This window comes from Mesorhizobium sp. M1163 (assembly GCF_040318415.1).
Taxonomy (GTDB): domain Bacteria; phylum Pseudomonadota; class Alphaproteobacteria; order Rhizobiales; family Rhizobiaceae; genus Mesorhizobium.
On record NZ_JAMYMF010000009.1, the window covers coordinates 138,848 to 160,639 of the forward strand.

Below are 21,792 nucleotides of genomic sequence, written 5' to 3' on the forward strand. Positions count from 1 at the left end.
CAGCCGCTCGACGATGTTTATGCCGGTTGGCAAGAATGATCCTCTTCGTGGTGAACGCCGGAGTTCATTCCGCCGCGAAGACCATCAGATCCTCGAACGGGAACTCGACATGGTATTGGCCGGACGGAAGGGCGTCCCGGGAATAGGTCCGGATGGTCAGGTCATTGCTTTCGAAAATGACTTCATGCCGATCGCCAAGGAAAAGGCTCTCGACGCAGGTCATGGCGATACGTCCAGGGCCGTCCTCCCCGGACCACGTCACCCGCTCAAGCCGGACGAGTGCGGTGACTTTGGCGCCGACGGTCAGCTCCTGCTGGGCGCTGCCCACAAGATGGATGCCGTTGGCGACAATTTCCGCACGGTTGCCGTTGATGGCGGTGACCACGCCGTCAAGGCGATTGCTGGCACCCATGAACTCTGCTGCAAACAGGCTCTTCGGCTTGTTGTAGATTTGCTTGGGTGTTCCGTCCTGTTCGATCTGGCCGCCGTTGAGCAGCAGGATGCGGTCGGCGAGCGCCATCGCTTCCACCTGATCATGGGTGACGCACAGCGCCGATAGCCCGAGATTGGTGATGAGGCGGCGCAGCCAGATCCGCGCTTCTTCGCGTAACTTGGCGTCCAGATTTGACAGCGGCTCATCGAGCAGAATCACGTTCGGCTCATAGACCAGCGCGCGGGCCAGCGCCACGCGCTGCTGCTGTCCGCCGGAGAGCTGATGCGGATAGCGTTCGCCCAGTTTGCCGAGGCCGATGCTGTCCAAAGCCTTCTGGACGCGGCTCGCAACATCTGCCTGGGACACTTTGCGCAGCTTCAGGGGATAACCCACATTCTCGGACACCGTCCGATGAGGCCACAGCGCATAGGACTGGAATACCAGCCCGAGACCGCGCGTTTCCGGCGCCAGATTGATGTTCTGCCCGGCATCGAAAAGCGGCTTGTCACCGAGCAGTATCTTGCCGCTGTTGGGTGTCTCCAGACCGGCGACCGCTCGCAAGAGCGTCGTCTTGCCGGACCCGGACGCGCCGAGCAAGGCGACGATCTGACCCGGTTCGACCGAGAAGGACACACCTTTCAGGATTTCAAGGTTGCCGTAACTGAGGCGCAGGCCGTCTATGATGATGTCAGTCATTGAGGCGGACTCCAAAGCGCATCGCGAGGGCAAGACCGGTCACGATGATGACGGTGTTGATGACGGCGAGAGCCGAGACCAGATCGATCGCGCCGGTGCCCCAAAGGGAAACCATGAGCGAGCCGATCACTTCGGTTCCCGGTCCGAGCAGATAGACGCCCGTCGAATATTCACGGGCGAAGATCAGGAAGATCAACAGCCAGGCCGAGAACATGCCGCCGCGGATGAGCGGCAGCGTGATGTCCCGGGCGACCCGGCCCTCGCTGGCGCCAACTGACCGGCCGGCTTCCTCGAGCTCCTTGCCGATCTGCAGGAGCGTTCCGGAAATCAGCCGCATGCCATAGGCGAACCAGACAATGGTATAGGCGAGCCATACCGAGATCATCGTGGCACGCAGGGGTGCGATCGGCTTGAAGAAGAGAAATATCCACAGCATGGCCAGGCCAGCCACAATGCCCGGCATCGCCCGCGGTATCATGGCCACGTAATCGACGACTTTAGTCAGGGGTGCGTTCGAGCGGTGACCGGCGAGTGCCACGGCAGTATAGGCCGCGATCGAAGCCGCGCCGCCGACCACCGCGACGCCGACCGTGTTGAGAATGGCGCTGATGACATTCGGATAGTCAGCGAGATCGCGATAGTGATCCAACGTCAGCACCTGGAAGATATTCACCCCGACGCCCCAGCTTGTCACCAGTGAACGAATTGCGACGCCGCCCACCGGTATGATCACGGTGGCCGCGAACCAGGCCACCACAAGCGCGAAGGCCGGCCAGCGAAGAGCGCCCAGCCGGATGGGGTTGTGCCGACTGCCCTTGCCTTTGACAGACACATAGCGGCTGGCGTTGCGCAGCATGTAGCGCTGCAGCACGACCAGCGGCAGCGCGATCATGATGATCGCCACCACCACTACGGCCATCAACTGGTAGGAAGGAACACCGAGCTTGTTGGTGAGCTTGTAGAGATAGGTGGCGAGAACCAGCACGCCTTCCGGATCGCCAAGCACCAGCGGCAGGCCGAAAAGTTCGAAACCGAGGAAGAACACCAGAACCGCCGCATAGAGCACCACCGGCATCACCATGGGCAGCGACACACTGGCGGCGACGCGCCAAGGGCCAGCGCCGGCGGTGCGTGCCGCCTCTTCGAGGTCGGCGCCAACGTTGCGGAGCGCCGCCGATGCATAGAGATAGACATGTGGGACATGGGTGAGCCCGGCAATGATCGCGATCGATGTCACCGAATAGACATTCCAGGGCACGTAGCCGATCATCGACTTGACCGCCAGCGAGACGAAGCCGACTGGTCCCAGTGTCATCACATAGCCGAAGGCCAGCACCACCGCCGACATGAAAACCGGGATCAGGATGATCGGCTCCAGCCAGCGCTTGCCCGGCACGTCGGTGCGCACGATGATGAACGCCAGCAGGATTCCCACCGGAACTGCGATCACCGTCATGCCCACCGCGAGCTTGAGCGAAGTCGTCAGCGCTAGCCAGAAATCCGCGTCCGCGAGGATGAAGCTGTAGGCGTTCAGCGACAGATGCGCGGTTTTCTGGAAGAAAGGCGCGGACAGAAAACTCTGATAAATGATCAGGGTGACCGGCGCCAGCACCACCAGGATGGCGAGGAGGTTGGTGCTGACACGAAAGACACGGAAGGGCATGATTGCCTCGAACAAAGCCGGGGGCCGTCCGCTAGCAAGAGCGCAAGCGCGCCGTTCCGATGATTCTTAATAGCAAGAAGGGTGAGAGAGCCGACTGTGGAGGCACTCCCGATCAAGCGATTACTCGCCCTTCATGGCTTTCTGCCACTCGTTGAGGAACGCCAGCCGTGTCGTCTCGTCGAGACCTTCGAGCAGCTTGTCGTCGAGCGCGATCGGGTGAACGTTTTCACCGGCGGCGGCCTTTATGGACGCCAGCGTGGTTGCCCCTTCAACGTCATCACGAACGGCATAGAGCTTGATGTCGTCGGCGATCAGCTTCTGCGCGCGCGCCGACAGCAGATAGTCTACGAATAGCTTCGCAGCATTGGGATCCTGGGCTTCCGCCGGAATGACGGTGGCGCGGGTGGTCACCAGGACATAGTCCTTCGGGATTATCACACCGAGGTTCTCGTCCTTGGCCTGCTTGGCGAGGCCATATGAGCCGAAGATGCCATAGGCGATGGAATGTTCGCCAGACGTGACCTTCTCGATCATCGAGCCGGCGGAGCTGTAGAGCTTGATATGGGCCTTGCCAAAAGCCTTGTTAAGCGCCCAGGAATCGGTCCAGTTCTTGGCGTCCTGGTTGTAGAAATAGAAGCCGACACCGGATTTTTCCGGATCGTAGGACGCGATCTTGCCATCATATTCTGCGGTCTTCCCAGTCATCAGCTTGAGAAGATCGGCGTGGGTTGCGGGAACATCGCCTTCAGGCACGAGACGCTTGTTGTAGACGAAAGTCACCGGGTCGGCGGTGGTACCATAGACCATGTCCTTGTAGGACGCCCAGGCCGGAAGGTGGGCCGCCTCCACGGATTTGTATTCCTGCGCATAGCCGTCTGCGGCAAGTTTGATCTGCAGATCCGGAGCCGAAGACCATGCGACATCTGCCGTGCCTTGGCCCGAAGCGGTTTCGGCAATGACGCGATTGTAGAGTTCGGTGGAATTGAGGTCGGAATATTCGACGGCGATGCCGGGGAATGCTGCTTCGAAGTCCTTGAGCAAGGGCTGGACCAGCGCCGCATCGGTCGTCGAATAGATGCTGAGGTGTCCTTCCGCGGTGGCGGCGGCCACTAGATCCTTGTAGTTATCCGGATACCCGGCGGGGATCTCGGCAGCGGCGGCAAGCGTCACAAAAGCGGCTGACAGCGAAAACGCGGCCATCATCGTCGCAAGACGATTTTTCATTAGGGTCTCCTCCAAGTTCGCCTAAATCGTACCTCCTCCAGGCACAAAAGGCGAGTATCATCCTGACCTGTCACCAACCTGTCACGGCGATGTCGAGGTTTGCTCAGCCGACTAGGCCCGATGGGTCGTGATCAGATTGTCGATGACAGCGGGATCGGCCACATCGACGTATTGCGGGATTGCTGAAATCTTGGGGCGGCATCCTACGCGTCACGGTCGCTGGCCCTGCGCATCGATCATGGACTTGCTCCAATCCTCGATGAAGCGGCGGCGCAACGCCTCGTCTTGTACGGCAAGTAACGCAGGGCCGATGCGTATGGCGCGCGCGATACCAGACTCCCCAAGTTTTTCCGGGCCGTCCGCTCCCTCAGGCAATTGCCCGTTCTCGGCAAAGAAGAAGGCGCTATCCCTGGCAACCTTCTGTCCCCGGGCCGACAGAAGGTAGTCGAGAAATCGTTTGGCAACGTCCATATTCGGCGCCGTCTTCGGAATGAGCGCGCCACGACTGAGTATCAGCGCATAGTCCCGCGGGACAACGACCCTCAAGTCGGAATTGCCCCTGGCCGCCGCGTAGCCGTATGACCCGATCATATTGTAGCCTATATATAGGCTCCCGTTTGCAACGTCCTGAAGGGTCTCCGCGGTGCAACAACGCACCACAGTTTCCGCTCGGCTCATGCTTTCCAGAAGCCGACCGTAGACCGCCGTCGTCTGCCGCGCATCACTGAACGCCAATAGGTAGCCGATGCCCGAAAGTCGGATGTCGAACGTTCCGACCCGTCCGCGATAAAAATCGATCCGCCGCCTGAGAAGATCGGCGAGTTCGATGTGGGTGCGCGGTACGTCGCCGGACGGCACGAGGCGGGCGTTATAGACGAAGACGGCCGGTTCGTAGGTAAAGCCGAATACCTCGTCGCGCCAGTTTGCCCAATTGGCGACATGCGCGGTTTCGGCCGACACGTGCGGCGCCGCGCAGCCGTCATTGGCGAGCTTCACAAGTTGGTCGACCGACGGAGACAACAAGATGTCGCCCAGCACCGCGTCCGTCCGACAGGCTTCACTGGCACTCCTTTGCAAGTCGTTGGTGACATATTCAACATAGTCGACTGCCACGTTGGGGAAAACGGACTGAAAATCCCGGATCAGTGGTTCCATTGCCGCCAGATCGGTCGCGGCGTGGATCGACAGTCGGTTCTTCTCCGGCTGAGACGAAGGGAAAAATGCGCTGCTTCCTTCAGCAGCTCTTGCCGCGTGACCGATGCATAGGACGACGGCAGCCATCAAACCGAATGTCGGCAATGTTCCCGTTATCATCCGGTCTTCTCCGTCGCGATGGGCAACGTCAAGGTGACGGTGAACCCTTGCGTGCCCTTCCCGCCATCCTTGCTTGTCTCGCGAAAGGTCAGCGCGCCACCGTGAGCCGCCGCAACCTCCGACGCGATGGCGAAACCAAGACCTGCGCTGCCGTCATGAGATTTGGACGTTTCGAAGCGCTGCGTAACCCGCTCCCACTCGCCCCGCGGAATGCCCGGTCCGTCATCTTCGACCTCGAGATGGGCACGTGTACCGTCGCTGCGTACTCTGACTTCAAGGCGCGACACCACTCCATGGCGCAAGGCATTGTCGATGATATTGACGATCGCTTCGCGAAGGCTGACGGCGTCCGCAAGCACGACCGGCTCGTCGTCAGGCGCCTCGAAGGAGACGATGATGTCCGGATCGATAGTTATCGGAACCGCCGCACGGAAAGCGCGCCGTGCGACATCTGCCAGATCGTGCGGCTGAAGCTGCACGGAATCGGCACGATGGATGACCATGGCGTGGCTGAGCAACTGGTTGGTCAGGCGCGCAAGTTCGCTGGCGCGCTGCTGTACGCGATCGAGATGCTGGCGGCTCGACTTGTCCAGCTTGGCTTGACTCAACAGATCGAGCTGCGCCGTTAGCGCCGTCAGCGGCGTTCTGATCTGGTGCGCCGCGTCGGCGATGAAGCGCTGCAGGAGTTCCACGCGCTCGTCGAGCCGACTCATGAAATAATTGATGGAAGTAACGAAGGGCCGCAATTCTCTCGGTACGACGACCGTTACCGGCGTCAGGTCTTGTGCATCGCGACGGCGGAGCGTCGCTCCGAGATGCTTGACCGGTTGCAGAGAATAGCGAATAGCAATCATCGCTCCAGCCAATGCCAATATGCTCATGACCGCCAGGAGGACGGTCGCCCTGAGAGTCAATTCACCCGCGAGCGCGCGGCGGGCTTCCGTGGTCTGCCCAACGATGACATGCGCCCAACCGGATACGGCTGGATCGGACAGTGCGCGCGCCACCACCGCAATCCGAACCGGTTCGCCGCGATAATGCGCCGATTCCAATACCGGGACATCGTGTATTGCGGCCAGATCAACTTCTGTTTGCAGATCGGCATAACCTGTCAGCGTCGCGCCGGAAGGGCCGATCACGCGATAGAAGATGCGATCGCGGCTGGCGAGGCCCAGAAGTTCAAAAGCTGATACCGGCAGGTTGATGATGAGCGAACCGGATTCAACCGTAAGGCTGTCTGCCATCTGGATGGCCGCACCAAGCAGAAGCCGGTCATAGGCGTCATCGGCGGCGGTACGTGCGTAATACGACGCCGCACTCACCAGAAGAGCCGCACCCAAGCCCAGCACCAGCGAGATGCGGACCGCCAGGCGCGTGAAAAGGGAAGGCTCAGCCGGTATCATCGGAAGCCAGCTGATATCCCACGCCCCGCACGGTAACGATCTGCGCCTTGGCGCCTTCCAGCTTCTTGCGCAGCCGCCCGACATAAAGTTCGATCGCGTTCTGATTGGCCGGCTCGTCAAACCCGAAAAGCTGATCGATAAGTTCATCTTTGCTGAAGACGCGGCCTGGCCGCGACGCCAGTATCTCAAGCAACGTCATCTCGCGTCGTTTCAATTGCACCTCGCGCCTGCCTACTCGCACTGAGCGGCTGCCGCGGTCGAGCACGACATCGCCACACTGTACGATGTTGGTCGCCTCGCCGCTTTTCCGCCGGAGCAGAACACGGGCGCGCGCTTCCAATTCCCGGAAATCGAACGGTTTGACCAGATAGTCGTCGGCGCCGAGATCAAGCGCGCCAACGCGGTCCTCTATCTCGGAACGGGCCGTCAACATCAGAACCGGGGTCGTATTCCTTGCCTGCCGGAGCCGTCGAACGATTTCGAACCCGTCGAGGCTGGGCAGCATGACGTCGAGGATGACGAGATCGTAGCAGGTGAAACCGAGGATTTCTGCGGCAGCACGGCCGTCCGTCTCCCAATCGACTGCGTGGCCGATCGTTTCGAAGCGGCGGCTGATAGCCTCGCCAACGTCGCGCGTGTCTTCGACGAGGAGAATTCGCATGCCGGAGCATTTGCACGGAAGCAGCCCCCTATCAAGCGTCACCTCTTTGCGGAGAGGCGCTTGACATCATCTGCAGATCACGCGTTGGCTTCAGCCCTGTTACCGTCAGCAGTTCAAGCTGTCCAATCATTTGAGCTTTATCGACGGGCTGCGTGATGGCGTCTGCCTTCATGTTGATCTGCGCATCCACGCCAAGAACGGGGCGCGTCGGTACATGACCCGCGCTGCAAGCCACGGCTAGACCACGCATTTTGCCGCATTCAACGTATTCGACCGCACCGTGATCAGTCGCTAGTAGATGCACCACCATCGCCATCAGGGGATTATGTTTCTGGCGATCGTGATGCTGATAGCGATTGCGCAATGCCATCATTTGCGCTTCAGAGACGTATCCAATTGCGTCATTAAGAGGATTTCATGCCGACAGGCGATGGCAGTTTGAGCGACATTCTTGGAATCTTGTCGGTTCTCCTACTCGTGGCCGCAAACGGCTTCTTTGTCGCCGCCGAGTTTTCCCTGGTCGCCGTGCGCCGAAGCCGAGTTGCCGAACTCGCTGCGGCTGGGCGGCTGAACGCGGCAGCGCTCCAGCGGGCCGTCGACAATCTCGATGCCAATCTGGCGGCGACCCAGCTCGGCATCACCATTTCATCGCTTGCGCTCGGCTGGATCGGCGAACCTGCTCTCGCGCATCTCGTCGAGCCTCTCTTGATCGGGCTGCTGGGGTCGTTGGCGACTGCGGGCTCACACACTGTCGCCGTCGCGATCGCTTTCATCATCATCACCGCGCTTCACATCGTGCTTGGCGAGCTCGCACCAAAGAGTCTGGCGCTCCAGCGCAGCGAAGACACTGCGCTCTGGGTCGTGCGTCCGCTCGGTCTGTTCCTCTTTCTGCTCAGGCCGGCGATTCTAATGCTGAATGGTCTCGGCAACCTCGTTCTGCGACTCTGCGGCCTGCGCCCGGGAACCGGTGAGGATTCATTGCACTCGCCAGACGAGCTGAAGCTTCTGATCTCGGCCAGTCAGGAAGGCGGGCTGTTGCAGCAGGCGCAGCGGGAGATGGTCGAGCGGGTCTTCAATATCGGCGAGCGCCGCATCAGTGACATCATGACGCCTCGGCCGGATATCGACTGGATCGACGTGAATGATGACCGAACCGAGATTCTTCGTACGATCCGCGATTGCCGCCATGAGCAGCTCCTTGTCGGCAAGGGCGGTATCGATGAACTGCTCGGCATGGTTCTGAAGAAGGACATGCTCGACCAGGTTCTTGACGGGCAGGTTCTCGATCCGATGGCGATCATCCGTGAGCCGCTCGTCGTTCATGAATCAACGCCGATTTTCAAAGTGCTGGAGCAGTTCAGGAAGGCGCCCGTCCGCATAGCAATGGTCCTCGACGAGTACGGAAGTCTGGAAGGAATTGTTACCCAGACCGATTTGCTCGAAGCCATCGCCGGCGACCTGCCCAACATCGAAGGCGAAGAGCCGGATATCGTCGAGTGTGAAGACGGCTCCCTTCTCGTGGATGGTATGATGTCGGCCCAGGACGCGTTCGATCGCCTTGGTTTTCGAGCACGGCCAACTGAAGGCGACTTCCATACGATCGCAGGATTTGCGCTGTTTCGACTAGGGCATCTGCCTGAGGTCGGGGAACATTTTGAGTATGGCGGCTGGCACTTCAAGATCGTGGACATGGATGGCCGGCGGATCGACAAACTGCTCGCACGAAGGAACTCTCCCACGGGGCGGCAAGAAACATCGGAGGTAGATGGGCTCAGAACATAGGCCAATGAATAGGCGGCCATGGGCCTCGTCGAGGTCGCCAGTGCCCGCGAACCAACTGTATCCAACGTGACTGACAGTGATGCACCATCACCCGGTCGACGAAAGGCGAAAGCACCCGCACCACCCCCATGGCGTTGCCGGTCGCCTCGACAACGACCTCGTCCGTCCTGTTCAAGCTGCGGCCAAATCCCTCCAGTCCGGAGCGGGTCATGTCGACCCGTCCGTGATGGCGCAGCCGGCCATCTTCGCAGAAAACCACTTCCGCAAAGGTGCGGTGGATGTCCATTCCAATTACACGTCATTGGCCCCCTCTCTCCTTGAACAATCGGGAGCCGGCGGGCGACGCGACACCTACGGATCCGCGCTCTCGGCGCAACCGGGCAGGTCGCAGGGGCGGCCAGCTACTAACGCGAGCTTGCAGCTTATCGAATACAAGCGGCCTGCCCGCACTTGGCGTGCTCCCGGCGCCGCTGTCCCGGATGGTCACACATAGGCTGAAAATCTCGCATCTCCAGCGGGGGATCAGATGGCACCGTCATGATCATACCGGTTGCCAACCCGATCGAGCGCCTCAACGGCGAGCTCAAGCGGCGCACCGAGGTCATCGGCATCTTCCCAAATGATGACGCCATCGTCCGTCTGGTCGGCGCGATCCTGCTCGAGCAGAACGATGAATGGGCCGTGCAGCGGGCGAGATACATTACGCTGGAAACCATCAGCCAAATGAGCGATGATCCGCTCATCAGCCTGCTGTGGCGCGCTGATCATTCCCGGCCCATGCCGGAAGCTGCGGCGACCAAGCCGTCAACTACACCACTCCCTGGGACACGATCCTGATGCGCTCACGCTTCAAGCCAAGACCGCAATCCAGATAGCGAGCCAATCATGAAATCCGAGACAGCAGCTACCGAAAGCGTTGAGCCGGCGCCTAAGGCTGTTCCATCGGGTTGGCGAGTGTTGATGACACACGAACGTTGGACCGAAGTCGCTCGCATTATATTTACCGGCCTGATGGCCTTTCTGTACTGGCAACAGCTGATTCCCATTCAAGCTTTGTGGGGGGCGGTTGCCATCGGTTTGTATCCGCTTGTCAAGACCGGCGCCGTTGACCTCGTAAAAGAGCGCAAGATCGGTACCGAGATATTCGTCACCATCGCTACGGTGGTAGCGCTGATCGGAGGCGAGACCGTCGCCGGCGCGGTCCTCATGGTGATCATTCTGATCGCAGAGTTCATTGCCGATTTGAATATGGATCGTGCGCGAGCCTCGATCAAAGACCTGATCGGCTCGGTGCCCCAGGTTGCGCTTGTGCGGGACGCAGGTGGCGAACGCATGGTCACGATCGAGAATTTGCGCGCGGGCGACGTTGTCTTGGTGCGGGCCGGCGAGAAGATCCCGGTCGATGGCACCGTCGTCGGTGGAGCGGCTTCGGTCAACGAAGCATCGATCACTGGAGAGAGCATTCCGAAGGACAAGAGCGATGGCGCCGATGTCTTTGCCGGAACCATCGTCGAATCCGGCGCCCTCGACATCGAGACCGAGAAGGTTGGTGCCGACACCACCTTTGCCCGCATCATCAGTCTGGTCGAGAATGCCGAAGCGGAACAGGCACCCGTCCAGAAACTGGCGGATAAGGTCGCGTCATGGCTGATCCCGGTCGTGCTGATCTTCCTCGTTGCGGTTTATCTTTATACCCGCGACGTTCGGATGATCGTCACTCTGCTGATTTTCACATCGCCTGCCGAACTCGGATTGGCGACTCCTCTGGTGATTATCGCAGCCATTGCGCGAGCCGCACGCAGTGGAATTCTGGTCAAGGGGGGCGTCTATCTGGAGTCTTTGGCCAAGGTCGACGTCCTGGTGTTCGACAAGACAGGCACCCTGACGGCGAACAAGCCCGAGGTTGTCGGCGTGGAGATGCAGGACGGCACGCTTTCGGAAGCTGATCTGCTCAGCCTTGCCGCCGCCGCCGATCGGCGCTCCGCTCACCCCTTGGCGAAAGCGGTCGTCAACTATGCCGCCCGGATGAAAATCGATGTCCCGGAACCGGAGCAGTACGAGCAGTTGCAGGCGCGCGGTGTGAAGGCGACGGTCTGCGGACGCACCGTGCTGGTCGGGAATGCATCGTTGCTGCGCGAGGCCGGCGTGCCGCTTTCCGATGCGATCGAAAAGGGCGGACAGACGCCGGTTCACGTCGCGGTCGATGGGAAATTCGCGGGCGTGATTCTGATTGCCGACACATTGCGACCAGGTGCGCGCGAAGCGCTGGCAAAGCTCCGTGCGACCGGGGTCAAGCGCATGGTGATGGTGACGGGTGACAATGAGGCCACAGCGCGGACCATCGCCAAGGAACTCGGCGTGGATGAAGTGCGTGCCAATCTGATGCCGCAGGACAAGGTCGCCGCCATCGCCGAACTGCAAAAGCAGGGCCATCGCGTGGCGATGGTCGGCGACGGGATCAACGACGCGCCGGCGCTGGCACGCGCCGATGTCGGCATTGCGATGGGCGGCGGCGGCACGCAGGCGGCACTGGAAGCCGCCGACATTGCATTGATGAAGGATGATCTGGCAAAAATTGTCAGCGCGCGCGCAATTGCTCGACGTGCTTACCGGACAATTCAGGAAAATATTTTTGTCGGTGTCGGTGTTGTGCACGTTTTGGGCATTACCGCAGCGCTGATGGGCTGGATCGGTCCTATCCAGGCAGCGATTTTGCACTTGGGGCCAGATGTCCTGGTGTTCCTGAATTCGGCAAAACTGCTGCGCGTTCGAATCCAAGATGTTTAGCGCATCTCTTTGGAGCCTAAGGCGCTTGCAGTTCTTTGGACGACAAACGCGTCCAATTCGCATCGTCCACGAAACCGGGCAACCGCAACCAGAGTACGCTTACTGCTGTGGCGCTGGTGGCGGTGTGCCCCCAAACCACCCAGCCGCATACCCGATCACAAACAGCACCACGATCACGGCTGCCACACCGTACCAGAGGCGCCTGTCCGTGAAATTCATCGTTACCTCCAAATATCGCGCTGCGCCTGACGACCCAGCGATTTCTTCGATCCTTTGGTCGTCGTTTTCGTGACGAGCGACTCATCTGATCCCCTGACAGAGTAGGCCAAGTATGGCTTCCAGAGAAGCGCGTAGGCCTGTCTGCGGTGCCAAAGCCGCCGGCTGCAAGCGGCTCGCGGAGGAGCGAGCATCTGGAGGACGCTGGGATCGACCCGAGCTCCATCGGCTTCTTGGCGAGCTCGAAGAAGGCGATATCGTGGTTGTCCGGAAACTAGACCGACTGATGCGGTCACTCAAAGACCTGCTCCTTATCCTTGAGAAGATCGAGGCCGCCGGCGCCGGGTTCTGCTCACTGACCGAGGCAATCGGCACGACCACGACGGCAGGCCGCATGATGATGCGGATGCTCGGTTCCTTCGCCGAATTCGAGCGAGCCATCGTACGGGAACGCACCATGGCGGGGCTTCAAGCGGCCAGGAGCGCGGGCGAAAAGGTGGTCGTCGCCCAAAACTCACGTCCGATCAGCGCTCCGAAATCATCGGCATGCTGAATGATGGTCCACCCGCCGCCGAGATTGCTCGCATCTTCCGAGTTCATAGGGCCACTGTGAGACGTATCGGCGCTCAGACGAAAATGAATGTTCGCTGATTGTGGGTCCAATTGGCCGCTTTCGCAGCGACGTACGCACCGGCCCTCCTCGGACGCGTACCCCCGGCCTGCAGTTCTTGGTATTGTACCAGCTGCCTACGTGGTTGGTTCGGCGGAACACATCCTGGAGCAAAAGAATTCGAACCGAACTAGCCAAAGCGGTCATTCGATTCGTCCGATCGGATGACTGCTACTGGCGCACGTGGTCGGTTGGTGCGTTCAGACATCAGATTGCCTGATGAGGCTCGGGAAGGTCCGGCCGGGGTGGATAGTGTTGAAGAAGTCGGCGATGAAGCCGTGGATCCACTCGCACCGAAGCGTCTTGATTAAGGTCGACGCGACCTCCTCGCCTTAAGTGGCTCGGACGTTTGTTCCGAGGGTGCAAATCTTGGCCAATTTCCTGAGGTTCTGGGCGATGGCTGCAAGGTGGAACTCATCGCGGGCACCACAGGGGCCGCGCAATCGCAATCGATCGAGCTTCAGGATGCGCTTGAGGTGCGCGAACAGCATCTCCACCTTCTTCCGCTGATAGCGTGAGGTCTGGTAGGCGTCTGTCTTTGCGATGTCGCGGGCCATGTCGCGCGCGCCCTCATAGATCGAGCGCAGCACCTTGCGCGCCGGCTCCTTCGGGCAACAGCTGGGCTTCAGGGCACAGGCGTCGCAATCCAGCTTGCTGGCGCGATAGCGCATCATGCCATTCTCGTCGACGAGAGGGTGTGGCATCCGATAGGTCTTCTGGCGCTGCCTGAGCGTCTTCCCGCCAGGACAGATGTATGTATCGGCCTTATGGTCGTAGGTGAAGTCGTCGCGCGAGAAGGTGCCATCCTTGCGCCTAGACTTGTCGAAGACCGGGATATGCGGCTCGATCCCACGCTCATGCACCAACCAGTTCAGCATTTCGGCCGAGCCGTAGCCGGTGTCGGCAATCAGCCGCTCCGGCCAGAGGCCGAGCTCGTCGTGCGCCCGCTCGATCATAGTCTTGGCGGCCGTCACCTCGGCTTGGCGCACCGCGGTCGAGGGCTCCACGTCCACGATGATGGCGTGCTCCACGTCGATCAAATAGTTCGTGCAATAGGCATAGACGGCTGGGCCACCCCAAGCGGCAGTCCAGCGCGCGGCGGGATCAACAGGGGAGACGAACTTGGGCTCCACCGGCGTGGCGGCCCCGAAGGCGGCGTCATCCAGAGTGGCGAGATACTCAGCCACGGCCCGCTTGGCTTTGGGATTGAGGTCCTCGGCCGTTTCGATCCCGCGCTGACGATGGGCGTCGGCGACGATCATGCTGGCATCGACCGCAAAGCCTTCGCCGCCGACGAGCCCTTCAGCTATGCAGCGCCGGACGACGGTCTCGAACAGTTCGCGCAGCAGGTCGGCATCGCGGAAGCGGCCGTGGCGGGTCTTGGAGAAGGTTGAGTGGTCAGGCACATCACCCTCGAGGCCAAGCCGGCAGAACCACCGATAGGCCAGGTTCAGATGTACCTCCTCGCACAGCCGGCGCTCCGAGCGGATGCCGAAGCAATAGCCGACGATCAGCATGCGGATCAGCAGCTCAGGGTCGATCGAGGGACGGCCGATCGGGCTGTAGAAGGGCGCCAGATGCTGGCGGATGGCGGACAGGTCGACGAAGTGGTCGATCGCTCTGAGCAGGTGATCCGCCGGCACATGCCGCTCCAGGCTGAAGCCGTAGAACAGCTCCTCCTGCATCACACTTTGCTCGCCCATCATCGACTCAATCTCCTCTTACGACGAAGATTGAATCAGTGCTTCAGGACTGCTGCAACCCGGACTTTTTCAACACTATCGGTGGAAAACCGCCGTTCAGCGCCCTATGCGAGCACGAAATTCGGCAGTCGAATTGGTGCGTGGAAACGGTTCGGAAGGCAACTGTACACCGAGAAAGGCACAAAGCGGCTCCCACCCTTCGGAGGCCTGATAAGTAAGAAGGCGTTCAGGTGGCAGCGTTGATTTCACGGAAGCGTTATGTGCTTCATAGACAGCGATTGCGTGATCACGGTTATCAAATCGACCGCCAAAGACAGTGTTTCCAACCACCGCCACACCAAAGGACTGTGGATCATTGGTAGCAGCATCCATCGTGAGCCCTATTGTTTGCGCCATGCTGTCATACCAGGCTTCCGGGTCACGAACTGTCAGGATAACCTTTGCATGAGGGTAGTGGTCACTCACTTCGCGCCAAAAATGCGCCGTTGGCCAATCGACCGCGGAAAGATAGCCGGCATATGCCGCATCCCAGGTCGGGAGTTGTCCCTGGCCGGCGGCGCGCCACAGCGCCTTCTGCTCGGGATTGGCGTGGACATCTGCCATGTGATGACACGGCCCGAACCCAAGATGCTCCAACGCGAGCTTCAGCGAATATGTGCCAGTGCGACCCATGCCTGCGCCAATGACATATAGAGCCATGAGCACCCCCAAGGAGATTTCAATCGGTCAAAATACCGCTGTTTTCTTTAATTCGCTATTATCTTTGAAGGTTCAGCTCCGAATCGCCTCAAGCCGTAGCGCGCGAAGGTCAGTATTGGAGAAGCGCCGGGAATGGTGGCTCCTGGCGCCGCTGTGGCGAAAGACGCGTGCATCGACACCACTATCCGCTGACGCAGCGCTTGCTCCGGTCGATGACGTGGACGCCTTTCAGGGATGGGAGACAACCGACGGCGAGTTTCCGCCGGGAACGTGATCGCGGTGACCAAAGCCATCTTGAACGGCAAGGCCGTGCAGACCTGCTCCATCAGGCTGCTCGACGTCGACCGCGCGACATTCGAGCAGCGTGGACACAAGCTGGCAAGGCAAGGGGTTAGGCGCCGCGCTGTTGCAAGACGCCGTTCTGCGTACCGCGTTACGCCGCGACGATCCTCGGGATTCGCGGCCTTCTTGTTCATGCCATATCGGACGAAGCGAAAGCCTTCTACGAGCACTACGGCTTTGCGGCTTTCCCGAAAAATCCGATGACCCTTGTGCTCTCGCTAAGGCGCGTTGAAAGAGCGGGCCGAAACGTCTTGTTGTGCACAAGTTGGTAATCGCCTCGTAATCAAGCAGCCGGAAACAGCTTCCAGCGCCGCGGCCTGAATGCCACCCGGCTTTTCTGCGCCGCCGGATGGTCGACGGGCAGCTCGATCTCGACCCGCTGGCGTTCGCCGCCGATTTCGAGTTCCACCCGCCTGGTATCGGCAACGCGGCGGCTGGCGGCGACCGTGCCGGCGATGCAGCCATTGCATTCTTCCACCAGTTCGACATCGTGCGGACGGAAGAAAAGCGTCGCTTCGCCTTGCGGCGCCTGCGGCGCGGACAGCCCGATCGGGCGGTCAACGATCCAGACCTGGCCGTCCTCGACCTTGACCGGGATCGAGCTCGATTCGCCGATAAAGCCATAGACGAAGGGCGAATTCGGTGTGTCGTAGATCTCGTCGGCGGTGCCGACCTGCTCGATGCGGCCCTGGCTCATCACCACGACGCGGTCGGCAAGCTCCAGCGCCTCTTCCTGGTCATGGGTGACGAAAACGGTGGTGTGGCCGGTCGTATCGTGGATGTCGCGCAGCCAGCGGCGCAGTTCGCGGCGCACCTGCGCATCGAGCGCGCCGAACGGCTCGTCGAGCAAAAGCACGGCCGGTTCGATCGCCATGGCGCGGGCCAGCGCCACGCGCTGGCGCTGGCCGCCCGAAAGCTGTGCCGGATAGCGTTTTTCCAGACCGGAAAGCTGAACGAGGTTGAGGAGTTCCGAGGCGCGGCGGCGGATTTCCTTCGCCGACGGGCGTGACGGCCCGTGCCGGACCTTGAGTCCGAAGCCGATATTGTCGGCGACCGTCATATGGCGAAACAGCGCGTAGTGCTGGAAGACGAAGCCGACATTGCGCTCCTGAATCGACTTTTGGGAGGCATCCTCTTCGCCGAAGAAGATCTTTCCGCGTGTCGGCCGCTCGAGCCCGGCGATCAGCCTGAGCAGCGTCGTCTTGCCGGAACCGGAAGGTCCGAGCAACGCGATCAACTCGCCGGACTTGATGTCGAGCGAGATGTCGTGAAGCGCCGGAAACCGCTCAAACTCCTTGCGCACGTTGACAACGCGAACTTCCATCAACCGTCCCTTTTTGTCGATGCATGTCGTTGTCCCAAAACCGCTACGCACTTTTGGGCGACATGCATTCAATGTCCGCGCATCGCGGCGATCTCGGCGCCGTAGCGCATCTCGAGAAGTGTTTTCAAGACCAGCGTGACGAGCGCCAGGCCGGCAAGCAGCGAAGCGACGGCAAAGGCGGCGGCGGCATTGTACTCGTTATAAAGGATTTCGACATGCAGCGGCATGGTGTTGGTCAGCCCGCGTATGTGGCCCGACACGACCGAGACGGCGCCGAACTCACCCATCGCGCGGGCATTGCACAACAGCACGCCGTAGAGCAATCCCCATTTGACGTTGGGCAACGTCACGTACCAGAACGCCTGCCAGCCATTGGCCCCGAGCGACAGGGCAGCCTCCTCGTCGCCATTGCCCTGTTCCTGCATCAGCGGGATCAATTCGCGGGCGACGAAGGGGAAGGTGACGAAGACGGTGGCCAGCACGATGCCCGGCACGGCAAACAGGATGACGATGCCATGCGCTTTCAGCCAGGCGCCGAGCAGGCCTTGCGCGCCGAATAAGAGCACGTAGACAAGCCCCGAAATGACCGGGGAGACCGAAAACGGCAGGTCGATCAGTGTGGTCAGGAACGCCTTGCCCTTGAACTCGAACTTGGCGATCGCCCAGGCGGCGGAAATACCGAAGACGATGTTGAGCGGCACCGAGATCGCCGCGACCAGAAGCGTCAGGCGGATCGCCGAGCGCGTGTCCGGTTCGCCCAGCGCCTGTGTGTAGGCCTCGATACCTTTGGCGAAAGCTTCCTTGAAGACGATTATCAGCGGCAGGAGCAGGAAAATGCCGAGGAAGGCAAAGGTCACGATCATCAGCACGGTTCTCGCCGTGCGGCTCTCGGTCACCGCCGGCGACTGGCTTTCATGGTGCGGCGCGTAGGATTTGATCTCCGGGTCAGCCATAGCGCTTGCGGCTCCAGGTCTGCACCAGGTTGATGACCAGCAGCATGACGAAGGACAGCGCCAGCATGATCGCCGCTATCGCGGTCGCCGCGGCGTAATTATATTCCTCCAGCCGGATGACGATCAGAAGCGGCGCGATCTCGGATTTGAACGGCAGGTTGCCGGCGATAAAGATGACGGAACCGTACTCGCCGACGCCGCGCGCGAAGGCCAGCGCGAAACCGGTGACGATGGCAGGCGCCAGTCCGGGTAGTAGAACGCGGCTGATGATCTGGAAGCGATTGGCGCCGAGCGTGGCGGCCACTTCTTCTACCTCCTTGTCGATCTCCTCCATGATCGGCTGCACGGTGCGCACGACGAAGGGCAGACCGATGAAGACCAGCGCGATGACGATGCCGAGCGGCGTATACGCGACCTTGATGCCGAGCGGCGTCAGCAGGCTTCCGATCCAGCCATTCGGTGCGTAAAGTGTGGTCAGCGCGATGCCGGCAACCGCCGTCGGCAGCGCGAAGGGCAGGTCGACCATGGCATCGGCGATGCGGCGGCCTGGAAAGCTGTAGCGCACCAGCACCCACGCGACGATCGTGCCGAAGACGACGTTGACGGCGGCGGCAATGAAGGCGGTACCGAAGCTGATTTCAAGCGCGTTGATGGTACGGCGATCGGTGATGATCGCCCAGAAATCGGTCCAGCCGAGCGCCGCCGATCGCCAGACCAACCCTGAGAGGGGGATGAGGATGATGGCGTGAGGTAGGCAAGCGAGAAGCCGAGCGTCCATCCGAAACCCGGAATGACGCTCGGCTGTCTGAACCGCCACCCCGCCTTGGCGGGTGTCGTCCTGATCTAGATTTTATCTTACTGCGCTGGCTTGTAGATCTGGTCGAATATACCACCGTCGCCGAAATGGTAAGGCTGCGCCTTCGTCCATCCGCCGAAAATTGGATCGTCGATGCTGATCCGCTTGATTTCCGGCAGTTTGGCGAGATCCTCCGCAGGCACCAGGTCGGGCTTCGCCGGACGGTAGTGGTTCTTGGCGATGATCGTCTGGCCTTCCTTGGAATAGAGATAGCCCAGATAGGCTTCGGCAACTTTGCGTGTGCCCTTAGCATCGACATTGGCGTCGACAACGGCGACCGGCGGTTCGGCGAGGATCGAGGTCGGCGGGATGACGATTTCGAACTGATCGGCGCCGAACTCGTCCAGCGCCAGATAGGCCTCGTTTTCCCAGGCGATCAGCACGTCGCCAAGGCCCTTTTGCGCGAAGGTCACGGTAGAGCCACGCGCGCCGGTGTCAAGCACCGGAACATGGGAATAGAGGTTGCCGACGAATTCCTTGGTCTTGGCTTCATCGCCGCCATCGTTGGTGTTGGCCCAGGCCCAGGCCGCGAGGTAGGCCCACCGGCCACCACCGGAGGTCTTGGGATTGGACGTGATCACCTGGACGCTGTCCTTTGTGAGATCGCCAAAATCGTGAATGCCCTTCGGGTTGCCCTTGCGGACGAGGAGGACGATGGTCGAGGTATAAGGAGCCGAATTGTTCTCGAACTTCGTCCGCCAGTCGGGATTGATCTTCTTCGTTTTCGAGACGATCGCGTCGATGTCGCCTTGCAGCCCCAGCGTCACCACGTCGGCGTCGAGGCCGTCGATCACGGCGCGCGCCTGGGCGCCGGATCCGCCATGCGACTGCTGGACGGTGACGGTCTCGCCCGTCTCGCCCTCCCAGTGAGCGGCGAAGGCCTGGTCGAATTGCTTGTAGAGCTCACGCGTCGGGTCATAGGACACATTGAGAATGGTGGTATCGGCAAACGCGAAACCGAGCGTGCCGAACTGGACAGATGTGGCGACCAGCGCGCCGAGCAGTTTCCTGAAATGAGGTTTGGTCATTTCCGCCTCCGTTGAACTCGCGCCAAATCTACCGATTTGATAGAATTTAGATGCATTCAATGTTGCCTTTTTTGGCCTAGTGAAGCAATTTTTCGCCTATTTTACTCTAAATGAGGAATGTTTTTCCTCACCAGCGTGTCTCGGGATCCTGGGCTCCCGGAGGCGATAATTAGAAACCGCCAGCCCTTCGGCAATGGCCGCGCAGGGTCAACGAGGGTTTCATCCCACGGTGGCCGGCGGAGCTACTCGGCGCCGACGGGAAAGTTGAAGCGTTCTCTTGGAAACGGCTCGTTTTCCAGCGTGAAATGCCACCATTCGCGGGCATAATTGTTGAAGCCGCCGGCGCGCATCGCCTCGACAAGTCTTTCGCGGTTTGCCGCTACTTCACTGGCGAGCGGTCGGTGAGCCGTTTCGCTCGCCGGGTCGAACACTCGAAGCCAGTGCCGAAATCGAGCATATCGGCATCGGTCGCGCCGCAGGCCGGTTTCGGCGCGCTCTTGTGGTCGGCCTGTTTGTGGTCGATCCGCGCGATCGCGACCTCGACTGTCGAGCCGCGCGAATGGGTGGACAGTTCGCCGATATAGCCCTTGGCGATGAGATCCTTGGCGCTTGATGTCACGATGGCTGCCCGTATTGACGTCCGCTGCACTCACCAAGGACGACCCCAATTGGACTGCGCATATTACGCACGCATGGCAACACTGCGCCGCGGTTGCTAGGGGGGGTCAAGCAGAGTTGAATGGCGAAAGATTGAGGGTCCAATCGTGATGCGGCGGCGCCCAAATTTGCGACAGCGCGCCAACGGGCAAAGACGACCCCGAGCGGAAATTCGTTCGTCGAGGGCGAATTCACGCCGATGACCCGAACCCACCCTTCCCGGGGCGATTTGGCGGCCCGAAAGCTGACCTTTAGCGGAACCGGCGGTCGTGACCCTGAAGCGACATTCGCATTGAGGTGGACAGCGAGTCTCGTTGACTGGCTGCCGCATCGGCGCATAGTCGTCGACGAGCACGATGCCCCATTTGGGGAACAGTCGTATGAGGGGAGGCAGGCCATGGAAGTCGCCGGTGGCGCTGGTGCCGACGTTGACGTCCCGTATATTCTCGTCCATTCCGATCGCGAGATCAGGCGTCTCAGCCATCAGGCGGGCATCATTAACCCGATCACGCGAAGAATCTTGCTCTCTGCGGGCATGAGCCCCGGGATGCGCGTGCTCGACGTGGGCTGTGGCGCGGGTGACGTTACATTCCTGGTTTCCGAGATGGTTGGCAGCGGAGGTCAGGTCATTGGCGCAGATCGGGCTCCAGCGGCCCTGGCGGCGGCGGAGCGGCGTGCGGCGGCGCATCCGATCCAGAATGTCAGCTTCCGTGAAGGCGATCCCGCGGCACTTTCGTTCGACCGACCGTTCGACGCCGTGATCGGCCGCTACGTTTTGATGTTTCAAGCCGATCCTGTGGCCATGCTGCGTGGCGTCGCTCGTCATCTCCGGCCTGGAGGGACCATCGTCTTCCATGAGCCGGATTGGGACGGCTGTCGATCCAGCCCGCCGGCGCCGACCTACGACCACTGCTGTCGATGGATCGTCGAGACGTTCCGGCGCAGCGGTATCGAGACCAATATGGGTATCAAGCTCGATGCGGCATTCCGCGCGGCTGGATTGACCGCGCCCTCAATGCGCATGGAGGCGGTTGTGGGGGGAACCAATGGCGGCTTCGACTGGTCACACCAGACCGCCGAACTCATTGTCACGATGCTGCCGGAAATCCAGAGCCGGGGCGTTGCGACGGCCGCTGAGGTCGATATTGAAACTTTGGGACAGCGGATGCAGCGCGAAATCGAGGCGGGTAGCGTCATCGTGAGCCGTTCGGAAGTAGGCGCCTGGTCGCACGCCTAGAGCTAGCCATGACACTGGGCGGCTGCCTCTCACGAACGACTAAGGCGCATGTCCGCTCTTGGCGCGATCGAGGCGATGCGGACTTCGCCTACTCAGCAGCCGCCAGTGCGGGTCAAACGGCTTGGTTGGGTGGTTCTCTGCCGT

The 21,792-nt window shown here is 60.7% G+C and carries 19 protein-coding genes and 4 pseudogenes; 7 read left to right on the forward strand and 16 right to left on the reverse strand.

The features are described 5' to 3' along the window. Positions 1-64: 64 nt before the first annotated feature. The 7 genes from NKH43_RS11435 to NKH43_RS11465 form a co-directional block, all read right to left on the reverse strand. On the reverse strand, positions 65-1,129 hold the full coding sequence (locus NKH43_RS11435; RefSeq protein ID WP_023722103.1) for an ABC transporter ATP-binding protein: 1,065 nt from the start codon (positions 1,127-1,129) through the stop codon (positions 65-67). Beyond that, entirely contained in the window at positions 1,122-2,792 is a 1,671-nt protein-coding gene (locus NKH43_RS11440) for an ABC transporter permease (protein WP_352508356.1), read from the reverse strand. Before NKH43_RS11440 ends, NKH43_RS11435 begins: the two co-directional genes overlap by 8 nt. A 120-nt stretch (positions 2,793-2,912) precedes the next feature. Continuing rightward, the gene (locus tag NKH43_RS11445) at positions 2,913-4,016 is read right to left on the reverse strand and encodes an ABC transporter substrate-binding protein (protein WP_023722101.1); all 1,104 of its coding nucleotides are present in this window, start codon (positions 4,014-4,016) and stop codon (positions 2,913-2,915) included. Between the two features lie 210 nt (positions 4,017-4,226). Continuing rightward, positions 4,227-5,297: an ABC transporter substrate-binding protein gene (locus NKH43_RS11450; protein WP_352803320.1), complete on the reverse strand. Its 1,071-nt coding sequence runs from the start codon at positions 5,295-5,297 to the stop codon at positions 4,227-4,229. Between the two features lie 29 nt (positions 5,298-5,326). Continuing rightward, positions 5,327-6,733: a sensor histidine kinase gene (locus NKH43_RS11455; RefSeq protein ID WP_352621859.1), complete on the reverse strand. Its 1,407-nt coding sequence runs from the start codon at positions 6,731-6,733 to the stop codon at positions 5,327-5,329. Beyond that, on the reverse strand, positions 6,720-7,394 hold the full coding sequence (locus NKH43_RS11460) for a response regulator transcription factor (protein ID WP_352621860.1): 675 nt from the start codon (positions 7,392-7,394) through the stop codon (positions 6,720-6,722). Before NKH43_RS11460 ends, NKH43_RS11455 begins: the two co-directional genes overlap by 14 nt. Before the next feature lie 31 nt (positions 7,395-7,425). Continuing rightward, the gene (locus tag NKH43_RS11465; RefSeq protein WP_352621862.1) at positions 7,426-7,767 is read right to left on the reverse strand and encodes a hypothetical protein; all 342 of its coding nucleotides are present in this window, start codon (positions 7,765-7,767) and stop codon (positions 7,426-7,428) included. A gap of 44 nt (positions 7,768-7,811) precedes the next feature. Between NKH43_RS11465 and NKH43_RS11470 the strand changes: the two genes are divergently transcribed. After that, positions 7,812-9,176 carry a hemolysin family protein gene (locus NKH43_RS11470; protein ID WP_352621864.1) on the forward strand — a complete coding sequence of 455 codons (1,365 nt, stop codon included), beginning with the start codon at positions 7,812-7,814 and terminating at the stop codon, positions 9,174-9,176. 82 nt (positions 9,177-9,258) lie between these two features. Here NKH43_RS11470 and NKH43_RS11475 read toward each other — a convergent pair. Next, a pseudogene (locus tag NKH43_RS11475) lies at positions 9,259-9,462 on the reverse strand (IS110 family RNA-guided transposase); the annotation flags it as partial. A 269-nt stretch (positions 9,463-9,731) separates the two neighbouring features. Between NKH43_RS11475 and NKH43_RS11480 the strand changes: the two are divergent. From NKH43_RS11480 to NKH43_RS35315, 4 genes and pseudogenes are all read left to right on the forward strand, one after another. Continuing rightward, positions 9,732-9,926 (forward strand): annotated as a pseudogene (locus NKH43_RS11480) (transposase); the annotation flags it as partial. A gap of 210 nt (positions 9,927-10,136) precedes the next feature. Next, complete coding sequence (locus tag NKH43_RS11485; RefSeq protein ID WP_352858169.1) at positions 10,137-11,963, forward strand: heavy metal translocating P-type ATPase; 1,827 nt, start codon at positions 10,137-10,139, stop codon at positions 11,961-11,963. A 331-nt stretch (positions 11,964-12,294) separates the two neighbouring features. Next, positions 12,295-12,732 (forward strand): recombinase family protein, encoded by a 438-nt coding sequence (locus NKH43_RS11490; protein WP_502894646.1) that lies wholly within the window; start codon positions 12,295-12,297, stop codon positions 12,730-12,732. Beyond that, positions 12,726-12,830, forward strand: a complete 105-nt coding sequence (locus NKH43_RS35315) for a hypothetical protein (protein ID WP_352693738.1) — start codon at positions 12,726-12,728, stop codon at positions 12,828-12,830. Before NKH43_RS11490 ends, NKH43_RS35315 begins: the two co-directional genes overlap by 7 nt. A gap of 351 nt (positions 12,831-13,181) precedes the next feature. Here the strand turns inward: NKH43_RS35315 and NKH43_RS11495 are convergent, their stop codons facing one another. Both NKH43_RS11495 and NKH43_RS11500 read right to left on the reverse strand, forming a co-directional pair. After that, on the reverse strand, positions 13,182-14,555 hold the full coding sequence (locus NKH43_RS11495) for a transposase (RefSeq protein ID WP_352473781.1): 1,374 nt from the start codon (positions 14,553-14,555) through the stop codon (positions 13,182-13,184). Positions 14,556-14,648: 93 nt separating this feature from the next. After that, the gene (locus tag NKH43_RS11500; RefSeq protein WP_084643033.1) at positions 14,649-15,251 is read right to left on the reverse strand and encodes a sulfotransferase family protein; all 603 of its coding nucleotides are present in this window, start codon (positions 15,249-15,251) and stop codon (positions 14,649-14,651) included. A gap of 361 nt (positions 15,252-15,612) precedes the next feature. On the opposite strand from NKH43_RS11500, the pseudogene NKH43_RS11505 reads away from it, so the two are divergent. Beyond that, positions 15,613-15,865 (forward strand): annotated as a pseudogene (locus NKH43_RS11505) (GNAT family N-acetyltransferase); the annotation flags it as partial. A gap of 11 nt (positions 15,866-15,876) precedes the next feature. Here the strand turns inward: NKH43_RS11505 and NKH43_RS11510 are convergent. The 6 genes and pseudogenes from NKH43_RS11510 to NKH43_RS11535 form a co-directional block, all read right to left on the reverse strand. Further along, positions 15,877-16,917, reverse strand: a complete 1,041-nt coding sequence (locus NKH43_RS11510) for a sulfate/molybdate ABC transporter ATP-binding protein (protein ID WP_352684761.1) — start codon at positions 16,915-16,917, stop codon at positions 15,877-15,879. A 68-nt stretch (positions 16,918-16,985) separates the two neighbouring features. After that, positions 16,986-17,870 carry a sulfate ABC transporter permease subunit CysW gene (cysW, locus tag NKH43_RS11515; RefSeq protein WP_352684764.1) on the reverse strand — a complete coding sequence of 295 codons (885 nt, stop codon included), beginning with the start codon at positions 17,868-17,870 and terminating at the stop codon, positions 16,986-16,988. After that, positions 17,863-18,713: pseudogene (cysT, locus tag NKH43_RS11520) on the reverse strand (sulfate ABC transporter permease subunit CysT). Before cysT ends, cysW begins: the two are co-directional and overlap by 8 nt. A 12-nt stretch (positions 18,714-18,725) precedes the next feature. Then, positions 18,726-19,754, reverse strand: a complete 1,029-nt coding sequence (locus tag NKH43_RS11525) for a sulfate ABC transporter substrate-binding protein (protein WP_023722473.1) — start codon at positions 19,752-19,754, stop codon at positions 18,726-18,728. 242 nt (positions 19,755-19,996) lie between these two features. After that, positions 19,997-20,104 (reverse strand): M15 family metallopeptidase, encoded by a 108-nt coding sequence (locus tag NKH43_RS11530; protein ID WP_023722474.1) that lies wholly within the window; start codon positions 20,102-20,104, stop codon positions 19,997-19,999. 29 nt (positions 20,105-20,133) lie between these two features. Next, entirely contained in the window at positions 20,134-20,373 is a 240-nt protein-coding gene (locus tag NKH43_RS11535; RefSeq protein WP_023722475.1) for a M15 family metallopeptidase domain-containing protein, read from the reverse strand. 435 nt (positions 20,374-20,808) lie between these two features. On the opposite strand from NKH43_RS11535, the gene NKH43_RS11540 reads away from it, so the two are divergent. Further along, positions 20,809-21,648, forward strand: a complete 840-nt coding sequence (locus tag NKH43_RS11540; RefSeq protein ID WP_031195157.1) for a class I SAM-dependent methyltransferase — start codon at positions 20,809-20,811, stop codon at positions 21,646-21,648. The last annotated feature ends 144 nt before the right edge of the window (positions 21,649-21,792 follow it).